General features: G+C 62.2%; 18 protein-coding genes. 13 read left to right on the top strand and 5 right to left on the bottom strand.

Annotation, left to right across the window (positions count from 1 at the left end; all coding sequences use genetic code 11):
• The first annotated feature begins 63 nt into the window (after nucleotides 1-63).
• The 7 genes from ACEN93_RS15050 (at nucleotide 64) to ACEN93_RS15080 (ending at nucleotide 8,368) form a co-directional block, all read left to right on the top strand.
• Entirely contained in the window at nucleotides 64-1,419 is a 1,356-nt protein-coding gene (locus ACEN93_RS15050; RefSeq protein ID WP_085605895.1) for a M16 family metallopeptidase, read from the top strand.
• Nucleotides 1,412-2,899, top strand: coding sequence for a M16 family metallopeptidase (locus tag ACEN93_RS15055; RefSeq protein ID WP_495610218.1), 1,488 nt, complete (start codon nucleotides 1,412-1,414; stop codon nucleotides 2,897-2,899). Before ACEN93_RS15050 ends, ACEN93_RS15055 begins: the two co-directional genes overlap by 8 nt.
• Nucleotides 2,899-3,504, top strand: a complete 606-nt coding sequence (rsmD, locus tag ACEN93_RS15060; protein WP_085611985.1) for a 16S rRNA (guanine(966)-N(2))-methyltransferase RsmD — start codon at nucleotides 2,899-2,901, stop codon at nucleotides 3,502-3,504. Before ACEN93_RS15055 ends, rsmD begins: the two co-directional genes overlap by 1 nt.
• Before the next feature lie 116 nt (nucleotides 3,505-3,620).
• The gene (locus ACEN93_RS15065; RefSeq protein WP_039767918.1) at nucleotides 3,621-4,964 is read left to right on the top strand and encodes a M16 family metallopeptidase; all 1,344 of its coding nucleotides are present in this window, start codon (nucleotides 3,621-3,623) and stop codon (nucleotides 4,962-4,964) included.
• The gene (locus ACEN93_RS15070; protein WP_495610219.1) at nucleotides 4,957-6,450 is read left to right on the top strand and encodes a M16 family metallopeptidase; all 1,494 of its coding nucleotides are present in this window, start codon (nucleotides 4,957-4,959) and stop codon (nucleotides 6,448-6,450) included. The genes ACEN93_RS15065 and ACEN93_RS15070 overlap by 8 nt, the downstream gene beginning before the upstream one ends.
• A 45-nt stretch (nucleotides 6,451-6,495) precedes the next feature.
• The gene (locus ACEN93_RS15075; protein WP_163976723.1) at nucleotides 6,496-7,533 is read left to right on the top strand and encodes a hydrolase; all 1,038 of its coding nucleotides are present in this window, start codon (nucleotides 6,496-6,498) and stop codon (nucleotides 7,531-7,533) included.
• Nucleotides 7,534-7,537: 4 nt separating this feature from the next.
• Nucleotides 7,538-8,368: an AraC family transcriptional regulator gene (locus ACEN93_RS15080; RefSeq protein WP_039767916.1), complete on the top strand. Its 831-nt coding sequence runs from the start codon at nucleotides 7,538-7,540 to the stop codon at nucleotides 8,366-8,368.
• Nucleotides 8,369-8,372: 4 nt separating this feature from the next.
• Here ACEN93_RS15080 and ACEN93_RS15085 read toward each other — a convergent pair whose 3' ends face one another.
• Complete coding sequence (locus tag ACEN93_RS15085; protein WP_163976725.1) at nucleotides 8,373-9,227, bottom strand: sulfurtransferase; 855 nt, start codon at nucleotides 9,225-9,227, stop codon at nucleotides 8,373-8,375.
• Between the two features lie 28 nt (nucleotides 9,228-9,255).
• Entirely contained in the window at nucleotides 9,256-9,927 is a 672-nt protein-coding gene (locus ACEN93_RS15090; protein ID WP_039767914.1) for a TetR/AcrR family transcriptional regulator, read from the bottom strand.
• A 146-nt stretch (nucleotides 9,928-10,073) separates the two neighbouring features.
• Here ACEN93_RS15090 and ACEN93_RS15095 point away from each other — a divergent pair, with 146 nt between their 5' ends.
• The 5 genes from ACEN93_RS15095 to ACEN93_RS15115 all read left to right on the top strand — a co-directional run bounded on the left by ACEN93_RS15095 (nucleotide 10,074) and on the right by ACEN93_RS15115 (nucleotide 14,661).
• On the top strand, nucleotides 10,074-11,504 hold the full coding sequence (locus ACEN93_RS15095; protein ID WP_495610220.1) for a coniferyl aldehyde dehydrogenase: 1,431 nt from the start codon (nucleotides 10,074-10,076) through the stop codon (nucleotides 11,502-11,504).
• 24 nt (nucleotides 11,505-11,528) lie between these two features.
• Nucleotides 11,529-12,074: a hypothetical protein gene (locus ACEN93_RS15100; protein ID WP_039767912.1), complete on the top strand. Its 546-nt coding sequence runs from the start codon at nucleotides 11,529-11,531 to the stop codon at nucleotides 12,072-12,074.
• Between the two features lie 42 nt (nucleotides 12,075-12,116).
• Entirely contained in the window at nucleotides 12,117-13,712 is a 1,596-nt protein-coding gene (locus ACEN93_RS15105) for a GMC family oxidoreductase (protein ID WP_495610221.1), read from the top strand.
• Between the two features lie 115 nt (nucleotides 13,713-13,827).
• Nucleotides 13,828-14,307: a pantetheine-phosphate adenylyltransferase gene (gene coaD / locus ACEN93_RS15110; protein ID WP_007953414.1), complete on the top strand. Its 480-nt coding sequence runs from the start codon at nucleotides 13,828-13,830 to the stop codon at nucleotides 14,305-14,307.
• Nucleotides 14,308-14,409: 102 nt separating this feature from the next.
• Nucleotides 14,410-14,661: a YfhL family 4Fe-4S dicluster ferredoxin gene (locus ACEN93_RS15115; RefSeq protein WP_003195146.1), complete on the top strand. Its 252-nt coding sequence runs from the start codon at nucleotides 14,410-14,412 to the stop codon at nucleotides 14,659-14,661.
• A 38-nt stretch (nucleotides 14,662-14,699) separates the two neighbouring features.
• Here the strand turns inward: ACEN93_RS15115 and ACEN93_RS15120 are convergent, their stop codons facing one another.
• The 3 genes from ACEN93_RS15120 to ACEN93_RS15130 form a co-directional block, all read right to left on the bottom strand.
• Entirely contained in the window at nucleotides 14,700-15,023 is a 324-nt protein-coding gene (locus ACEN93_RS15120) for a multidrug transporter (protein ID WP_074690137.1), read from the bottom strand.
• 69 nt (nucleotides 15,024-15,092) lie between these two features.
• Complete coding sequence (mutM, locus tag ACEN93_RS15125; protein WP_007953423.1) at nucleotides 15,093-15,905, bottom strand: bifunctional DNA-formamidopyrimidine glycosylase/DNA-(apurinic or apyrimidinic site) lyase; 813 nt, start codon at nucleotides 15,903-15,905, stop codon at nucleotides 15,093-15,095.
• Nucleotides 15,906-15,934: 29 nt separating this feature from the next.
• Nucleotides 15,935-16,747: an HDOD domain-containing protein gene (locus ACEN93_RS15130; RefSeq protein WP_163976907.1), complete on the bottom strand. Its 813-nt coding sequence runs from the start codon at nucleotides 16,745-16,747 to the stop codon at nucleotides 15,935-15,937.
• 227 nt (nucleotides 16,748-16,974) lie between these two features.
• Here ACEN93_RS15130 and ACEN93_RS15135 point away from each other — a divergent pair, with 227 nt between their 5' ends.
• Nucleotides 16,975-17,514: a type 1 glutamine amidotransferase domain-containing protein gene (locus ACEN93_RS15135; protein ID WP_039767908.1), complete on the top strand. Its 540-nt coding sequence runs from the start codon at nucleotides 16,975-16,977 to the stop codon at nucleotides 17,512-17,514.
• Nucleotides 17,515-17,558: the final 44 nt, after the last annotated feature.

Genomic DNA, 17,558 nt, shown 5'->3' on the forward strand with positions numbered 1-17,558 from the left:
CCTAGCACCCTCTCGCCCGCCGACGCTAAGACCAAGCGGGCAGCCCAACAGGTTTAAAAACGAATGAATGCTCTAGCCCGCCGCGCCGCAGGCCTGCTGCTCAGCACAGTCTGCCTGCCCCTTTCGGCCCTGGCGGCCGATCCGCAACCGACCCATGAATTCACTCTCGACAACGGTTTGAAGGTCGTCGTGCGCGAAGACCATCGCGCGCCAGTGGTGGTGTCGCAGGTCTGGTACAAGGTCGGTTCCAGCTACGAAACCCCGGGCCAGACCGGTCTCTCCCACGCCCTCGAGCACATGATGTTCAAGGGCAGCGAGAAAGTCGGTCCCGGCGAAGCCTCGCTGATCCTGCGCGATCTCGGCGCCGAAGAGAACGCCTTCACCAGCGACGACTTCACCGCTTATTACCAGGTGCTGGCCCGCGACCGTCTGGGCGTGGCCTTCGAACTGGAAGCCGACCGCATGGCCAACCTGCGCCTGCCGGCCGACGAGTTCGCCAAGGAAATCGAAGTCATCAAGGAAGAGCGCCGCCTGCGCACCGACGACAAGCCGATGGCCAAGGCCTTCGAGCGCTACAAGGCCATGGCCTACCCGGCCAGCGGTTATCACACGCCGACCATCGGCTGGATGGCTGACCTTGAGCGGATGAAGGTCGAAGAGCTGCGTCACTGGTATCAGTCCTGGTACGTGCCGAACAACGCCACGCTGGTGGTGGTCGGCGACGTGACCCCGGACGAGGTGAAGACCCTCGCCCAGCGCTACTTCGGGCCAATCGCGAAGCGTGACGTGCCGCCGGCGAAAAAACCGCTGGAACTGGCCGAGCCCGGTGAACGCCAGATCACCCTGCACGTGCAGACCCAACTGCCGAGCCTGATGCTCGGTTTCAACGTCCCGAGCATCGCCACCGCCGAAGACAAACGTTCGGTCAACGCCTTGCGCCTGATCTCGGCGTTGCTGGACGGCGGCTACAGCGGCCGCATCCCGACCCAACTGGAGCGCGGTGAAGAGCTGGTGTCCGGCGGTTCGTCGAGCTACGACGCCTACACTCGCGGTGACAGCCTGTTCACCCTGTCGGCCACGCCGAACACCCAGAAGAAAAAAACCATGGCCCAGGCTGAAGCCGGTCTGTGGAAACTGCTGGAACAGCTGAAAACCACCGCGCCGTCCGCCGAAGAACTGGAGCGCGTACGCGCGCAGGTCATCGCCGGCCTGGTTTTCGAGCGTGATTCGATCACCAGCCAGGCCACCGCCATCGGCCAGCTGGAGACCGTCGGTCTGTCGTGGAAGCTGATGGACACCGAACTGGCCGATCTGGAAAGCGTCACCCCGCAAGACATCCAGAACGCCGCCAAGCTGTATTTCACCCGCGAACGTCTCAGCGTCGCCCACGTCCTGCCACTGGAGACGACTCATGAGTGAGCGCAAAACCCCACGCCTGCTGCTCGGCCTGATCGCCGTGGCCATCATCGGCTCCGCCGCGTTCTATCTGGTGCCGAGCGACAACACCAAGGCCAGCGAAGCGCTGGATAACGCCAAGTCCAGCCAGAAACTGCAATCGCTGGCCGAGCTAGACGGCAAGGCCCCGGCCAGCCGCAAGCTCGACGTGCAGACCTGGAACACCGCCGAAGGCGCCAAGGTGCTGTTCGTCGAGGCTCGCGAACTGCCGATGTTCGACATGCGCCTGATCTTTTCCGCCGGCAGCAGCCAGGACGGCAACGCGCCGGGCCTGGCCCTGCTGACCAACGCCATGCTCAACGAAGGCGTGGCGGGCAAGGATGTCGGTGCCATCGCTCAGGGCTTTGAAGGCCTGGGCGCGGATTTCGGCAACGGCGCCTATAAAGACATGGCCATCGCGTCGCTGCGCAGTCTGAGTGCCGCCGACAAGCGCGAGCCAGCGCTGAAGCTGTTCTCGGAAGTAGTGGGCAAACCTACCTTCCCGGCTGACTCCTTCGCGCGCATCAAGAACCAGATGCTCGCCGGTTTCGAATACCAGAAACAGAACCCCGGCAAACTCGCCAGCCTGGAGCTGATGAAGCGCCTCTACGGCGATCACCCGTACGCCCACGCCAGCGACGGCAATGCGCAAAGCGTGCCGAAGATCACGCTGGCGCAACTGCGTGAGTTCCACGCCAAGGCCTATGCAGCCGGCAACGTGGTGATCGCGCTGGTGGGCGATCTGTCCCGTAGCGAAGCCGTGGCGATTGCCAATCAGGTGTCCGCCGCGCTGCCAAAAGGCCCGGCACTGGGGAAAGTCGAGCAACCGACCGAGCCGAAAGCCGGCATCGGCCACATCGAGTTTCCGTCGAAGCAGACCAACCTGATGATTGCGCAACTGGGCATCGACCGTGATGACCCGGACTACGCCGCGCTGTCGATGGGCAACCAGATCCTCGGCGGTGGCGGTTTCGGCACCCGACTGATGAGCGAAGTGCGCGAGAAGCGCGGCCTGACCTACGGCGTGTATTCGGCCTTCAGCCCGATGCAGGCTCGGGGTCCGTTCATGATCAACCTGCAGACCCGCGCGGAGATGAGCGAAGGCACCCTGAAACTGGTGCAGGACGTGCTCGCCGACTACCTCAAGACCGGCCCGACCCAGAAAGAACTCGACGACGCCAAGCGCGAACTGGCCGGCAGCTTCCCGCTGTCCACCGCGAGCAACGCCGATATCGTTGGCCAGCTCGGCGCCATGGGCTTCTACAACCTGCCGCTGAGTTATCTGGACGACTTCATGCGTCAGTCCCAGAGCCTGACGGTCGAGCAGGTTCGCGACGTCCTCAACAAACACTTGAGCACGGATAAACTGGTCATCGTCAGCGCTGGCCCGACCGTGCCGCAAAAGCCGTTACCGGCCCCATCTGATAAACCTGCCGAGCAGCCGCTCGGGGTTCCGGAGCATTAATGGCCAGTCCAAAGAAACCTGTACAAAAACTGCACAACGGTGTGAACCAGTTGCGCATCATCGGCGGCGAATGGCGCAGCCGAAAGCTGAGCTTTCCTGATGCGCCGGGCCTGCGTCCGACCCCGGACCGGGTGCGCGAAACCCTGTTCAACTGGCTCGCGCCGTACGTTGCCGGGGCCAAGGTGCTCGACCCGTTCGCCGGCAGCGGCGCGCTGTTTCTGGAAGCGCTGTCCCGTGGCGCGGCCCTGGGTCAGGCGCTGGATGCCAGCCATGTCGCGGTGTCCAGCCTGAAAGAACACCTCGGCACGCTGCGCTGCACCAACGGTCACGTACAGACCGCCGATGCGCTGCGATATCTGGAAACTCAGACCGCCACTGCGTTCGACCTGGTGTTCCTCGACCCGCCGTTCAATCAGAACCTGCTGCCCGCCGTGTGCACGCTGCTGGAAGAGCGCCAATGGCTGGCCGACGATTCGTGGATCTACACTGAAAGCGAAACCGCGCCATCGACCCTCGGCCTGCCGGGCAACTGGCGCCTGCACCGCGAGCAAAAATCCGGGCGGGTGTACTACGCGTTATGGCAACGGGGCCTGCCCTCTCTCTGACAATCGTCTGGCGAACGCCGAATCTGGCGCGCGGTAGATAACTACCGCACGCCGCCCGCGCAAAATCTCCACAGTGGATTACGCCATTTCAGTAATCCATTGAGGACCCATCATTTATGGACACTTTGTGCAGCAGGATGCTGCCTTGCCTGGCCCTGGCCCCGCTGTTGGCGCTGGCCGCCCCACCACCGACCACCCATGAGTTTCTGCTGGACAACGGCCTGAAGGTCATCGTCCGCGAGGATCACCGGGCCCCGCTGGTCACTTCCCAACTGTGGTTCAAGGTCGGATCGGCTGACGAAGCACCGGGCCAGACCGGACTGTCACACGCGCTGGAACACATGCTTTACAAGGGCAGCAGCAAGACCTGTCCGGGCGAGGCATCCGCCATACTGGAATCCCTGGGGGCATCGGAAAATGCCTTTACCGGCAAAGACGTCACTGCCTACCACCAGACTTTGCCCAAGCCTTATCTTGGGGTCGCATTCGAACTGATGGCCGATCTGATGTCGACTGCTCACCTCAAACCTGAAGATTTCGCTTCCGAGATAAATGTCATTCAAGAAGAGCGCCGCTTGAGTGTGGAAGACAGTCCCCTGGACACTGCAATGGAGCGTCTGGAAAGCCTGGCCTATCCCTCCAGCAGCTATCGGACCCCCGTCATCGGCTGGATGAACGACCTGCGCACCTTGAACACCGCTCAGTTGCGCGACTGGTATGAGTCACGCTATGCCCCTGGCAATGCCACATTGGTTGTCGTCGGCGACGTCACCCTCGATTACGTTCAACCTCTGGCTCAACGCTACTTCGGCGGCCTCGCCAGTCGCCCCCCCACCCAAACCGTAAAACCGCGCGAATTGCCGCAGCCAGGCGAACGCCGCCTCATCCTCAACCAACCGGTGCCCGCCTCGCAGTTGATCATGGCGTTCAACGTTCCCAGCCTGGCTACGGCAGATACATACCGGACTGCGCATGCGCTGCGCCTGATGGAAATGTTGCTGGCAGGCTCCCAGAGCGCTCGCCTGCAAAAACACCTGCAACACAAGGAACATGTATTCAGCCATGTCAGCGCCAGCTACGACCTTTACAGTCGCGGCGATACTCTTCTGACATTGAGCACCCGCCTCGACAGCTCACAACCCACCAGCCCGGAAACCGCACAAATACGCGTCTGGGATCTGCTCGAAGAACTGCGCACCACGCCCCCCTCTCCCGAAGAACTGGAACGCGCACGGACCCAACTGATCGCCCAGAGAGTTTTTGCCCGGGATTCGATCATGAACACTGCCATACATCTGGCCGCCCTCGAGAGCGCTGGCCTGTCGTGGCAATTGCTCGATCAGGAGATCGCCGAGCTCAAGAAAGTGACCCCCGAGGACCTCCGCCAGGTCGCTGAAAAGTACCTGATCCGCGAACGCCTCAGCACAGCCCACGTGCTTGCGGAGAAAAAACATGGATAAATCTGCGCACCTCTTTCGGTCTGCCATGGCCGGTTTTGCATTCATCCTCTGGCTGTCTGCCAGTCCGGTTGCTGCCGATACTGCGCCAGCCGGTTTTCCCAAATCACGATTGCAATCGCTGTCGGAAACAGACACGACCCGACAGACGCCACGCCCATTGACCATCAAGGGCTGGAAAACCACGACAGACATCAAAACGTTATTCATCCGTACGACGGAGTTGCCGATGTTCGATGTTCACGTCAGTTTCGCCGCCGGCAGTGCACACGATGGCGACAACCCCGGTCTGGCAGCGTTGACATTCAGCCTGTTCAACGAGGGGGTGAGCGGCAAGAATGACCATGCAGCGATCGCCGAAGTCTTTGACGGGCTGGGTGCGAAAGTCGGTATGGTTCTGGATCAGGAGCGTGCCACGTTCACGTTGCGCAGCCTCAGCGATCCAGACAAAAGCGCCCCGGCGCTGCAACTGTTTACGCAAATGCTGGGGCAGCCCTCCCTTTCCGATGAAGCGCTGCTGAGGGTCAAGAGCGAGCTTCGTGGCTTGCAGCTGGCACAACAGCAACAACCTGCTGACATTGCCAGGCAACACCTTCAGGAGCTGCTGGCTCCGGACACGCCCTACGCCCGCTCGATCTACGGAACCGATGCCGACATGACCTCGATCACCCGTCAGGCCGTTCAAACGTTCCACCGACAAACCCACTCGGCAAGCCAGACACAAATTACGTTGGTGGGAGACCTTTCCGTCGAACAGGCACAGGCCATCAGCCTGCAAATCGCCAACGCGCTACCCGCGCCCATCGTTGCACTGCCCGCAGTCGAACCGCCCAAAGCGTTCGGCACTCAAATGCATCACCATGTCGAGCGCACACAAGAACAGACTCACGTATTGCTTGGGCAACCCAGCCTGTCGCGCCAACACGAGGATTTCATTGCGCTGTATGCCGGGACGCTGATTTTCGGCAGTGGTGCGAACTCCCGCCTGATGACAGAACTGCGCAACAAACGAGGCCTGGTATACGGCGTCAGCATTCGCACCAAAGACTGGGCAGGCGGCGGACTGACATCAATCGCTCTGCAGACCAGCCCCCAATTCGCGAATGAAACGGTGGCACTGGTGAAATCGATGCTCAGCAATTTCCGGCGTGACGGCCCCTCGCAGGAGGAACTCGATCACTTCAAACGCCGACTGGCCAACGCCAACATCACAGACAGTGCCAGCAACGAGCAGATTCTCGCGCGCCTGACCGAGATCAACCGTCATCACTTGCCGCTCGACCTGGATTTCTTCGCGCAACAGGTGCAGAGCCTGACGCTGGAGCAGATCAGAATGGCAGTGGACAAACATCTGCCTGACGATCAGTGGCGGGTAGTGACCGTGGGCCCGACGGTACCCCAACTGCCGCTGCCGCAACCGGCCACTGTCCCGACCGTCGAGCCGTCCGGGCATTCGTGTCGCGCTGATGCAGGCTTTGTGGCAAGTTAGATCTCCCTTGAAGTGGCAGCCCTTTGTGTGGCGACCACTTCATGCATGACACCGTCGAGATTTACTGTGCGCGCACCTCTTTCTCCTTCAGAACCCGGATTTCGCTTCACACCCGCCTTCGGCCTCGGCAATCCACACCTGCAAACCTTGTGGGGGCCGCTATGGCGTAAAACCGTGCACCTTGATCGCCAGCGCGAACGGCTGTGGCTGGACGACGGCGACTTCCTCGACCTCGACTGGCACGGCCCGCACAGCGCCGACGCGCCTCTAGTGCTGGTGCTGCACGGGCTGACCGGTTCTTCCAATTCGCCTTACGTCGCCGGAATCCAGGCAGCCCTCGCCGCGCAAGGCTGGGCCAGTGTTGCGCTGAACTGGCGCGGCTGCTCCGGCGAGCCGAATCTGTTGCCCCGCAGCTACCATTCCGGGGCCAGCGAAGACCTCGCCGAAACCATCCGCCATCTGAAAGCCAAGCGGCCATTGGCGCCGCTGTATGCGGTCGGCTATTCCCTCGGCGGCAATGTGCTGCTCAAGCATCTGGGGGAAACCGGCAGTGCCAGCGGCGTGCTCGGCGCGGTGGCGGTGTCGGTGCCGTTTCGCCTCGATCAATGTGCCGACCGTATCGGCCAGGGCTTCTCGAAGGTCTATCAGGCGCACTTCATGCGCGAGATGGTCGCCTACATCAAGAACAAGCAGCGCCAGTTCCAGCACGACGGACGCGAGGACGGTCTCGCCGCGCTGGCCGCCCTCGGCTCACTGGAAAACATGCGTACCTTCTGGGATTTCGATGGCCGGGTGACCGCGCCGCTGCACGGGTTCGCCGATGCCGAGGATTATTATCGCCGGGCATCCAGCCGTTACTTTCTCGGTGAGATCCGCACACCGACCCTGATCATTCAGGCAGCGGACGACCCGTTCGTGTTTCCCCACAGCCTGCCTTCGGCCAGTGAATTGTCGGCCACGACGCAGTTCGAATTGCAGAACAAGGGCGGGCATGTAGGTTTCGTCGACGGCACGCTCCGTCAGCCGGGTTATTACCTGGAACGACGGATTCCGCAGTGGCTGGCCGACGCGGGGCGCGGGTGAGGTCATGAGCGATCAGGGCGAGTCGATCCGCTTCTGGCAAGCCGCGCCCCTGGCCGGGGTCGAGCTGTTGACCGCGCGCTACATCGAGCATCGTTTCGCCCCGCACGTCCACGACGGTTATGTGATCGGCATGATCATGGCCGGCGCCCAGCGCTACCGTTATCGCGGCGCCGAACACCTGGCGGGCAGCGGCACGCTGGTGCTGATCAATCCGGACGAAGTGCATAACGGCCACAAGGGCACCGAGGACGGCTGGCTGTACCGGGCGTTTTATCCCGACACCGGGCAGATCGTCGGGCTCTTGAATGAGCTGGAATTGCCGACCGCACCGATGCCGGCCTTCGGTGCGACGCTCTATCGCGATCCGGACCTGGTCAACGGGTTCTGTCAGTTGCACCGCTTGCTCGAAAGCCCCGCCACCGCACTGCAACAGCAAACGGTGTGGCGCGAGATGATGATGTTGCTGTTGCAGCGTCACGCGGCGGTGCAGATCAACGGCAAGCCCGGCAAGGAGCATCGCGCGGTGGCAATGGCCAAGGAGTTGCTGCACGCGCAACTGGCGGCGCCGCCCTCGCTGGAAGAACTGGCGGCGGCGGTGAACCTCTCGCCCTTCCACTTCGCCCGGGTGTTCCGCCGCGCCACCGGCATGCCGCCGCACAGCTGGCTGATGCAGCAGCGAATCGCCTGCGCGCGCGGCTTGTTGCAGAGCGGCTGCCTGCCGGTGGAAGTCGCCACGCAGCTGGGATTTGCCGACCAGAGCCATCTGAGCCGGCAGTTCAAACAGGTTTACGGCGTAGGCCCCGCAGCCTATCGCAGCGCGCGGCTGGATCGCTGAGCGTTTACTCGCCGGTGGCGATACCGCGCGCAGGATCGTTGATCCACTCGCTCCACGATCCGGCATACAGCGAACCCAACGGGTAACCCGCCAGACACAGGGCAAACAGGTTGTGACACGCCGTCACCCCGGAGCCGCAGTAAGCCACCAGATCGGCCGGCGAGCGCTCGCCGAGTTTCGCGGCGAAACGCTGCTTGAGCTGATCGGCCGGCAGGAAACGCCCGTCGCTGCCCAGGTTGTCGGTAAACGCCGCGCATTGTGCGCCGGGGATGTGCCCGGCGATCGGGTCGATCGGCTCCACTTCGCCCTTGAAACGCGGCAGCGCTCGGGCATCGAGCAGGGTCAGGGCCGGCTGGCCGAGGCGCTGTTGCAATTGCTCGGCGCTGAGCAGCAGGCTCATGTCCGGCTGGCCGCTGAAGTTGCCCCGGGCCGCTGACGGTGGATCGAGACTCAACGGCAGCCCAGCCGCATGCCAGGCCTTGAGCCCGCCATCGAGAATGAACACGCCGTCGCGTTTGCCCAGCCACGCCAGCAACCACCAGGCCCGTGCCGCATAGGCACCGGGACCGTCGTCATACAGAACCACGTCACTGTCATTGTTGATGCCGAACGCTTGCAGGCGTTCGATCAGCGCCACCGGCTCCGGCAGCGGATGGCGTCCGGTGACACCCTTGGTCACTGGGCCGCTGAGGTCGCGCTCAAGATCGGCGAAATGTGCCCCGGCAATGTGCCCCTCGGCATAGCTGCGCTGGCCATAATCCGGGTCTTCGAGGGCAAAACGGCAATCGAGAATCACCAGCCCCGGTTGCGCCTTGCGGGCATCCAGTGCGGTCGGGCTGATCAGTTGCGCAATCGGCATAGCGAACGACTCCAGTGAGGAAATGGGATTAGGGTCTTTCTTCGAGGGCCTGGGCCAGCGGCACGTAGAATTCTTCGAACAAGGCGTTGACCTCATCGCGGGCCTGCTCGGTGACGAACCCTGCTTCCAGCACCAGCACCTGATACACGCCACGTTTGATGGCCTGTTCGCTGAGGTAGTTGGAATTTTCCCGGGTCGTGCACAGGAAGCGCACCCACGAGGTGAGAATGATCCACGCGTTGAGGGTCAGGGATTCGATCTGCACCCGATCCATTTTCAGGATGCCGGCGGCAACGAACCCTTCATAGATCGCCGCGCCCTGGATCACGCAGCGCTGGGAGAAGCGCCGGTAGCGCCCGGCCAGCTCAGGATCGCTGTCGAGCAGATGCTCGAGATCGCGGTGCAGGAAACGGTAGCGCCACATTGCCGACAGCAGCTCCTTGAGATAGAAGCGCTTGTCTTCGACCGTCGCAGCACGGCCCTGAGGCGGACGCAGGAAGCTGTCCACCAGGCTTTCGTACTCACTGAACAGCACGGCGATGATCGCCTGCTTGTTGGGGAAGTGGTAGTACAGATTGCCCGGAGAAATCTCCATGTGGGCGGCGATGTGATTGGTGCTGATGCTGCGCTCGCCCTGCTGATTGAACAGCTCGAGGCTGTTCTGCACGATGCGCTCGCTGGTTTTGATCCGTGGGGCCATGGCTTGAGCTTTAATTCAGAGTGCGTTGGGGGGCATCTTACGGCCTAACCGGAACGGGATAAAACCAGGATGCGCAAGGAAGCCATTTGACTTTCTAGAGCATAGACTCTAAAAAGCTCCTCACAACAACAACTCCGGAGCCGCCGATGACTGCCGATATTGCCTACCTGCAAACGCTGCAACAGCCGCTGGAAGAGCTTAACCGGCTGTTTGACGCGCAGCGTGCCGCCTACGCCGCCAACCCGATGCCGCCTGCGGCCCAGCGCCAGCAATGGCTCAAAGCCCTGCGCGATTTGCTGAGCAGCGAGCGGCAGGCCCTGATCGACGCCATCAGCTCCGACTTCAGCCACCGCAGCGCCGATGAAACCCTGCTCGCCGAACTGATGCCGAGCCTGCACGGCATTCACTACGCCAGCCAGCACATCAGTCAGTGGATGAAACCTTCAAAACGCAAAGTCGGCGTTGCCTTCCAGCCCGCATCGGCGAAAGTCGTGTACCAGCCGCTGGGCGTGGTGGGCGTCATCGTGCCGTGGAACTACCCGTTGTTCCTGGCCATCGGCCCGTTGACCGGCGCCCTTGCGGCCGGCAATCGGGTGATGCTCAAGCTCAGCGAATCGACCCCGGCCACGGGCCTTTTGCTCAAGGAACTGCTGGCGCGGATCTTCCCCGAAGATCTGGTGTGCGTGGTGCTCGGCGAGGCCGATGTCGGCGTGGCGTTTTCGAAGATGCGCTTCGACCACCTGCTGTTCACCGGCTCCACCAGCGTCGGCAGGCGCGTGATGCGCGCGGCGGCGGAAAACCTGACGCCGGTGACCCTGGAACTGGGCGGCAAATCCCCGGCCATCGTCTCCCGCGGCGTGCCGCTCAAGGACGCCGCCGAGCGCATCGCTTTCGGCAAGACCCTCAACGCCGGCCAGACCTGCGTGGCCCCGGACTACGTGCTGGTCCCGGAAGAGCGCATCGGCGGCTTCGTCGAAGCCTATCGCCAGGCCGTGCGCGGGTTTTATCCGACACTCGCCGACAACCCGGACTACACCGCCATCATCAACGAGCGCCAACTGGCGCGGCTCAACAGCTACCTCAGCGACGCCACCAGCAAAGGCGCGCTGCTGATTCCGCTGTTCGATCAGGGTCAGGGCCGACGCATGCCGCACAGCCTGCTGCTGAATGTCAGCGACGAGATGACGGTGATGCAGGACGAGATCTTCGGCCCGCTGTTGCCGATCGTGCCGTATCAGGATCTGGATCAGGCATTTGCTTACATCAATCAGCGGCCACGTCCTCTGGCTCTTTACTACTTCGGCTACGACAAGCACGAACAGAAGCGCGTGCTCAGCGAAACCCATTCGGGTGGCGTCTGCCTCAACGACACGCTGCTGCATGTGGCGCAGGACGACATGCCGTTCGGCGGCATCGGCCCGTCAGGCATGGGGCATTACCATGGTCACGAAGGTTTTCTGACGTTCAGCAAGGCCAAAGGCGTGCTGGTCAAACAGCGCTTCAACGCGGCAAAGCTGATCTACCCGCCTTACGGTAAACCCATTCAGAAACTGATCCAGAAACTGTTCATTCGCTAACGTCACCGCCGGGTAATAACAATAATGCACCCAAGCCTGACCGAAACACCTGCCCTGTCGCGCCGTGGCCTGCTGAAATTCAGCCTCGGCGCCACGGCTTTCCTCGCCACCGCTGGCCTTGGTGCCAGCCTCAGCGGCTGTTCGTCGAGCGTATCGGCCAATGGATTCGCCACGTTGCGCAGCGGCGATCTGCTGTTTCTGCGCGCGCTGATTCCAGTGATGCTGGATGGCGCCGTTGCTGTGGAAAAGATGCCCGCTGCTGTCGACGGAACGCTTAAGTCGCTGGACTACAGCCTCGATCACCTGTCGCCGGAAATGCTCAAGCTCACGCGACAACTGTTCGACGTGCTGGGCATGGCGGTGACGCGCGGGCCATTGACCGGAATCTGGGGCAGTTGGGAAAACGCCAGCCCCGAGGCGATCCGCCACTTCCTCGAGCGCTGGGAAAACAGCTCCCTGAGCCTGCTGCGCATGGGCCACAGCTCATTGCTGCAAATGGTGATGATGGCCTGGTACACCCGCGCCGAATCCTGGGCCCATTGTGGTTACCCCGGTCCGCCCGCCGTTTGAGCCTGGCGACCCACGCATAACAATAATAAGAGAACCTGATCGATGCCCGTACCCGACCCGTTTCGCGAAGGCCTTGCCCGTGGCTGGAAAACCTACAACGGCGCGCAACTCAGCGATCACCTGACTCTGGAAGCCGATGTCGCCATCATCGGCAGCGGCGCCGGCGGCGGGACCACGGCGGAAATCCTCAGCGCCGCCGGCTATAAAGTTCTGCTGATCGAAGAAGGCCCGCTCAAGACCAGCAGCGATTTCAAACTGCTGGAGGACCAGGCCTACAGCAGCCTCTATCAGGAAGGCATCGGCCGCATGAGCAAGGACGGCGCGATCACCATTCTTCAGGGCCGCGCGGTCGGCGGCACGACCCTGATCAACTGGACATCGAGTTTTCGCACCCCCGAACCGACCCTCGAACACTGGGCCAGGGAGCACAACGTCAAAGGCCACAGCCCCGCCGACATGGCGCCGTGGTTCGAAAAAATGGAGCAGCGACTCGGCGTCGCCCCGTGGATGGTGCCGCCCAACGCCAACAACGACGTGATCCGCAAAGGCTGCGAACAGCTCGGCTACAGCTGGCACGTGATCCCGCGCAACGTGCGTGGCTGCTGGAACCTCGGCTACTGCGGCATGGGCTGCCCGACCAACGCCAAGCAATCGATGATGGTCACGACCATTCCGGCGACTTTGGAAAAGGGTGGCGAACTGCTCTATCTGGCCCGGGCCGAAAAGCTTTTGATCAGCGGCGACAAGGTCACCGGCCTGCAATGCGTGGCGATGGACGAACGCTGCGTCGAGCCGACTGGACGCACGATCAACGTCAAGGCGCGGCATTACGTGCTGGCCGGCGGCGGGATCAACAGCCCGGCGCTGCTGATGCGCTCGGATGCACCGGATCCGCACCAACGGCTGGGCAAGCGCACCTTCCTGCATCTGGTGAACATGTCCGCCGGGCGTTTCGACGAAGTCATCAACCCGTTCTACGGCGCGCCGCAGTCGATCTATTCAGATCATTTCCAGTGGAAGGACGGCACCACTGGCCCGATGGCCTACAAACTCGAAGTGCCACCGCTGCACCCGGCGCTGGCTGCCACGTTGCTCGGTGGTTTCGGTCAGGAAAGCGCGCAACACATGGCGGACCTGCCGCACACCCACGCGATGCTGGCCCTGCTGCGTGACGGTTTTCACCCGGACAGCCCGGGCGGCAGCGTCGAGTTGCGCGGTGACGGCTCGCCGGTGCTCGACTATCAGGTGTCGCCTTACACCTGGGAGGGTCTGCGCCGCTCATTCCACAGCATGGCGGAAATCCAGTTCGCCGGCGGCGCCAAAGCGGTGATGCCGATGCACGCCGATGCGCGCTACGTGAACAGCCTGGCCGAGGCCCGCTCGTTGATCGACAGCCTGAGTCTGGAGCTGTATCGCACCCGTCTGGGCAGCGCCCACGTCATGGGCGGTTGCGCGATGGGCGAAGACCCGAAAACCGCCGTCACCGACAGCCTCGGCCGCCATCATCAACTGAGCAATCTGTCGATCCATGACGGCTCGCTGTTCCCCACCAGCATCGGCGCCAACCCGCAGTTGTCGGTGTACGGTCTGACGGCGCAACTGGCGACATCCCTCGGCGAACGGCTGAGAAACCCGTGAAAAAGACGAAAATTCCGATCGTCTATAGTGCTTTCTTACCCAACAGCCGACTTTCCCGACCGGGACGGCTGCGATACCATCCGACTCCCCAACGGATTCCCGCCAGGACGACGCGATGAACCGAGTGTTGTACCCAGGTACCTTCGACCCTATTACCAAGGGCCATGGCGATCTGGTCGAACGCGCCTCGCGCCTGTTCGACCACGTGATCATTGCCGTCGCCGCCAGCCCCAAGAAGAATCCGCTGTTCCCGCTGGAACAACGGGTCGAGCTGGCCCGCGAGGTCACCAAACACCTGCCGAACGTGGAAGTGGTCGGCTTCTCGACGCTGCTGGCACATTTCGCCAAAGAGCAGAACGCCAACGTGTTCCTGCGTGGCCTGCGCGCGGTATCGGACTTCGAATACGAATTCCAGCTGGCCAACATGAACCGCCAGTTGGCGCCGGATGTGGAGAGCCTGTTTCTCACCCCGTCCGAACGTTATTCGTTCATTTCCTCGACCCTGGTGCGGGAAATCGCGGCCCTGGGCGGCGATATCAGCAAGTTCGTCCACCCGGCGGTGGCCGAGGCCCTGACCCTGCGCTTCAAGAAGTAACGACCGTTCAAACGGCGCCCGCGTGCACTACGGGCGCCAATGCGGCACAATTGCGCGCATTGATTCATAGCGCCCGGGCTCCCCGCCCCGGCTGGAGTTAGCATGTCCCTGATCATCACCGACGATTGCATCAACTGCGACGTCTGCGAACCCGAGTGCCCGAACGCCGCCATCTCCCAAGGCGAAGAGATCTACGTGATCGACCCGAACCTGTGCACCCAGTGCGTCGGCCACTACGACGAGCCGCAGTGCCAGCAGGTCTGCCCGGTGGATTGCATTCCACTGGACGAAGCCCATCCGGAGACTGAAGAACAGTTGATGGAGAAGTACCGCAAGATCACCGGCAAGGCTTGAGCCACTGAATCCGATCGCAGCTCCCGGCTGCGATCGCGTCATTCACGCTGCTCGAACCCCTCCCCTGTGCAGCCCAGGCAACGCACGAACGCCGCTTTCGCCGGCGCCACCACCAGCGCCTCTCCCGCATCGCCAATCCCGCCACCCAGCGCGGTGAACGGCAACGACACGACAAATGCCCCGGCGCCGATCACCGTCGCCACCACCAGCAATGGTCGGGCAATCAGCAGATCGCCGAGCATGGCGTAGGCCGGTGGATTCTGGATGGCGTAACGCGGATCACCGCTGCCGCCTTCGGTGGCCTGAACGGTCAGACTGAAGCACAGCAGCAGTGCGGCGATGAGGGTTTGCAAGGACTTCATGGCACGATCCTTCGGGCTGAACAGTGAGACATCTCACTATAGACCGTAGGACTTTTTCGGACGCCCTGCTCAGCTCTGGCAGCGCGGACACCAGACGCTGGCGCGCTGGCCGAGCTTCATTTCCCGCAGGCCCGTGCCACAGACCTTGCAGTGCTCGCCACCGCGACCGTAGACAAACAGTTCCTGCTGGAAATACCCCGGCTGCCCATCGCCACCAATGAAATCGCGCAACGTGGTGCCGCCGCGCTCGATGGCGGCAGCGAGGATGCGTTTGATCTCGATCGCCAGCTTCAGGTAACGCGCCCGGGAAATGCCCTTGGCTTCGCGGCGCGGATCGATGCCGGCGGCGAACAGCGCTTCGGTCGCGTAGATATTGCCGACCCCCACCACCACGGCGTTGTCCATGATGAACGGCTTGACCGCCATCGACCGCCCGCGTGACAGCTGATACAACCGCTCGCCATCGAACAGATCGGTCAACGGCTCCGGACCCAGACGGATCAGCAATTCGTGATTGAGCGGGTCGGTGCTCCAGAGCATCGCCCCGAAACGCCGCGGATCGGTGTAGCGCAGGGCCAGGCCCGACTCCAGTTCGATATCGACATGCTCATGCTTGGCCGCCGGCATCCCGACCTCAACCAGCCGCAGGTTTCCCGACATGCCCAAGTGGCTGATCAGCGTGCCGACTTCGGCGTTGATCAACAGATACTTGGCGCGCCGCTCGACCAGCACGATGCGCTGCCCGGACAGCCGCACATCAAGGTCTTCGGGAATCGGCCAGCGCAAACGCCGGTCACGCACGATCACCCGGCTGACACGCTGGCCTTCCAGGTGCGGGGCAATACCGCGGCGGGTGGTTTCGACTTCCGGCAATTCAGGCATGAGTGTCTCGAATCAAGGGTCTTTTTAAATCAGTGCGCGCCAAGTTCGCGGATGGTCTGCTTCAACGTTTCAAAGTCGTAATCCGAGAGGCCGATGTACTCCAGCACCAGCGGCCCGACCGCCTGCCATTCGAAGTCTTCGGTCTGGTTACCCAAAACCCGATACGACGCGCAGATGTGCTCGGCCATTTTCAGGATCGCCAGCAGGTTTTTCATCTGACTGTTGCGCGAAGTCTCGTCGCTGAAGATCGCCAGGGCATTGTGGTGGTTGGCGATGGCCGCGCTGACATGCTCCGGCAAGCGCCAGGACTTGGCGGTGTAATAACCGACCACCGAGTGGTTGGTGTTGTAGACATCGTTCTCGGTGTCCACGACCCGGCGCTCGGCACCCGCGTTGGCGTAAGCCGTTTCGAGCGTCGTCATGTAGTCCGGGAAACGCTGAAGCATCAGCGGCACGCCGCAGTCATGGAACAGGCCCAGGGCGTAAGCTTCGTCGCTCGCCTCGGTGCCGACACGCTTGGCAAGAGTCAGGCAGGTCATGGCCACGTCCTGGGCGGTATCCCAGAATCGGTTGAGAGTGACGATGGTGTCGTCGTTCATCTCGCCCTTGATCGACATCGCGTTGATCAGATTGATGATCGAGCGGCTGCCCAGCAGGTTCACCGCGCGCTTGATCGAAGTGATCTTGTTGCTCAGGCCGTAATAGGGCGAATTGACGATTTTCAGCAGCGAGCCGGACAGGCCGGGATCCTGGGAGATCAGCTTGGCGATCGTCTCCAGATCCGGGTCGGGCATGTACTGCTCCATTTGCAGATCCACCATGATCTGCGGCTGCGCGGGCACACTGATGCCCTGCAGGGACTGTTGAATCTGTTCGGTGGTCAGCTCTTGGGACATAAGTACACACTCTGGGACAGGCGGCGATTCTAACCCCTAAAAACCTACCGACAACACACCAGTGGGCAATTCCCTGGAACTTTCATTCTTCACAAGCCTTCGGAATCTGTAGCGCCCGGAACAGATCACTGTCTGCCTCGGGCAGTCATTTCAACAGACTCAGGAGCTTATCGATGGCCACTTCTCTCAGCGGCAAGCGCGTCGCTTTTCTGGTAACCGATGGATTCGAGCAGGTCGAGCTGACCGGCCCGAAACAGGCACTGGAGCAGGCTGGCGCGCAGGTCGACATCCTTTCTGCCGAAGCCGGCAAGGTCAAAGGCTGGAACCATGACAAACCGGCGGACGACTTCAAGGTCGACCAGACCTTCCAGGGCGCAAGCATCGATCAATACGACGCCGTGGTACTCCCCGGCGGTGTGCAGAACTCTGACACCATCCGCATCGACCAGGACGCCCAGCACCTGGTCAAGACCGGTGCCTCCGCCGGCAAGCCGATCGCGGTGATCTGCCATGGCAGCTGGCTGTTGATTTCGGCAGGACTGGTCAATGGCAAGACCATGACCAGCTACAAGACGGTCAAGGACGATCTGGTCAATGCGGGGGCGAACTGGGTTGATCAGGAGGTAGTAAAAGACGGCCACCTGATCAGCAGCCGCCAACCGGATGATATTCCGGCGTTCAGCAATGCGCTGATTGACGCGCTGTCGGCATAGGGCATAAGCGCGTGGATACGGGGCGGGCCTGCTCGTGATGAGGT

It is taken from the genome of Pseudomonas sp. Pseusp21, from assembly GCF_059492145.1.

Excerpts from the sequence above, each read along its gene's own strand:
- mutM (WP_007953423.1), bottom strand. The coding sequence starts at position 15,905 with ATGCCTGAATTGCCGGAAGTCGAAACCACCCGCCGCGGTATTGCCCCG.
- ACEN93_RS15080 (WP_039767916.1), top strand. The coding sequence starts at position 7,538 with ATGAGCGATCAGGGCGAGTCGATCCGCTTCTGGCAAGCCGCGCCCCTG.
- ACEN93_RS15085 (WP_163976725.1), bottom strand. The coding sequence starts at position 9,227 with ATGCCGATTGCGCAACTGATCAGCCCGACCGCACTGGATGCCCGCAAG.
- ACEN93_RS15065 (WP_039767918.1), top strand. The coding sequence starts at position 3,621 with ATGGACACTTTGTGCAGCAGGATGCTGCCTTGCCTGGCCCTGGCCCCG.
- ACEN93_RS15075 (WP_163976723.1), top strand. The coding sequence starts at position 6,496 with ATGACACCGTCGAGATTTACTGTGCGCGCACCTCTTTCTCCTTCAGAA.
- ACEN93_RS15095 (WP_495610220.1), top strand. The coding sequence starts at position 10,074 with ATGACTGCCGATATTGCCTACCTGCAAACGCTGCAACAGCCGCTGGAA.
- ACEN93_RS15105 (WP_495610221.1), top strand. The coding sequence starts at position 12,117 with ATGCCCGTACCCGACCCGTTTCGCGAAGGCCTTGCCCGTGGCTGGAAA.
- ACEN93_RS15120 (WP_074690137.1), bottom strand. The coding sequence starts at position 15,023 with ATGAAGTCCTTGCAAACCCTCATCGCCGCACTGCTGCTGTGCTTCAGT.
- ACEN93_RS15055 (WP_495610218.1), top strand. The coding sequence starts at position 1,412 with ATGAGTGAGCGCAAAACCCCACGCCTGCTGCTCGGCCTGATCGCCGTG.
- coaD (WP_007953414.1), top strand. The coding sequence starts at position 13,828 with ATGAACCGAGTGTTGTACCCAGGTACCTTCGACCCTATTACCAAGGGC.
- ACEN93_RS15090 (WP_039767914.1), bottom strand. The coding sequence starts at position 9,927 with ATGGCCCCACGGATCAAAACCAGCGAGCGCATCGTGCAGAACAGCCTC.
- ACEN93_RS15070 (WP_495610219.1), top strand. The coding sequence starts at position 4,957 with ATGGATAAATCTGCGCACCTCTTTCGGTCTGCCATGGCCGGTTTTGCA.
- ACEN93_RS15115 (WP_003195146.1), top strand. The coding sequence starts at position 14,410 with ATGTCCCTGATCATCACCGACGATTGCATCAACTGCGACGTCTGCGAA.
- rsmD (WP_085611985.1), top strand. The coding sequence starts at position 2,899 with ATGGCCAGTCCAAAGAAACCTGTACAAAAACTGCACAACGGTGTGAAC.
- ACEN93_RS15100 (WP_039767912.1), top strand. The coding sequence starts at position 11,529 with ATGCACCCAAGCCTGACCGAAACACCTGCCCTGTCGCGCCGTGGCCTG.
- ACEN93_RS15050 (WP_085605895.1), top strand. The coding sequence starts at position 64 with ATGAATGCTCTAGCCCGCCGCGCCGCAGGCCTGCTGCTCAGCACAGTC.
- ACEN93_RS15135 (WP_039767908.1), top strand. The coding sequence starts at position 16,975 with ATGGCCACTTCTCTCAGCGGCAAGCGCGTCGCTTTTCTGGTAACCGAT.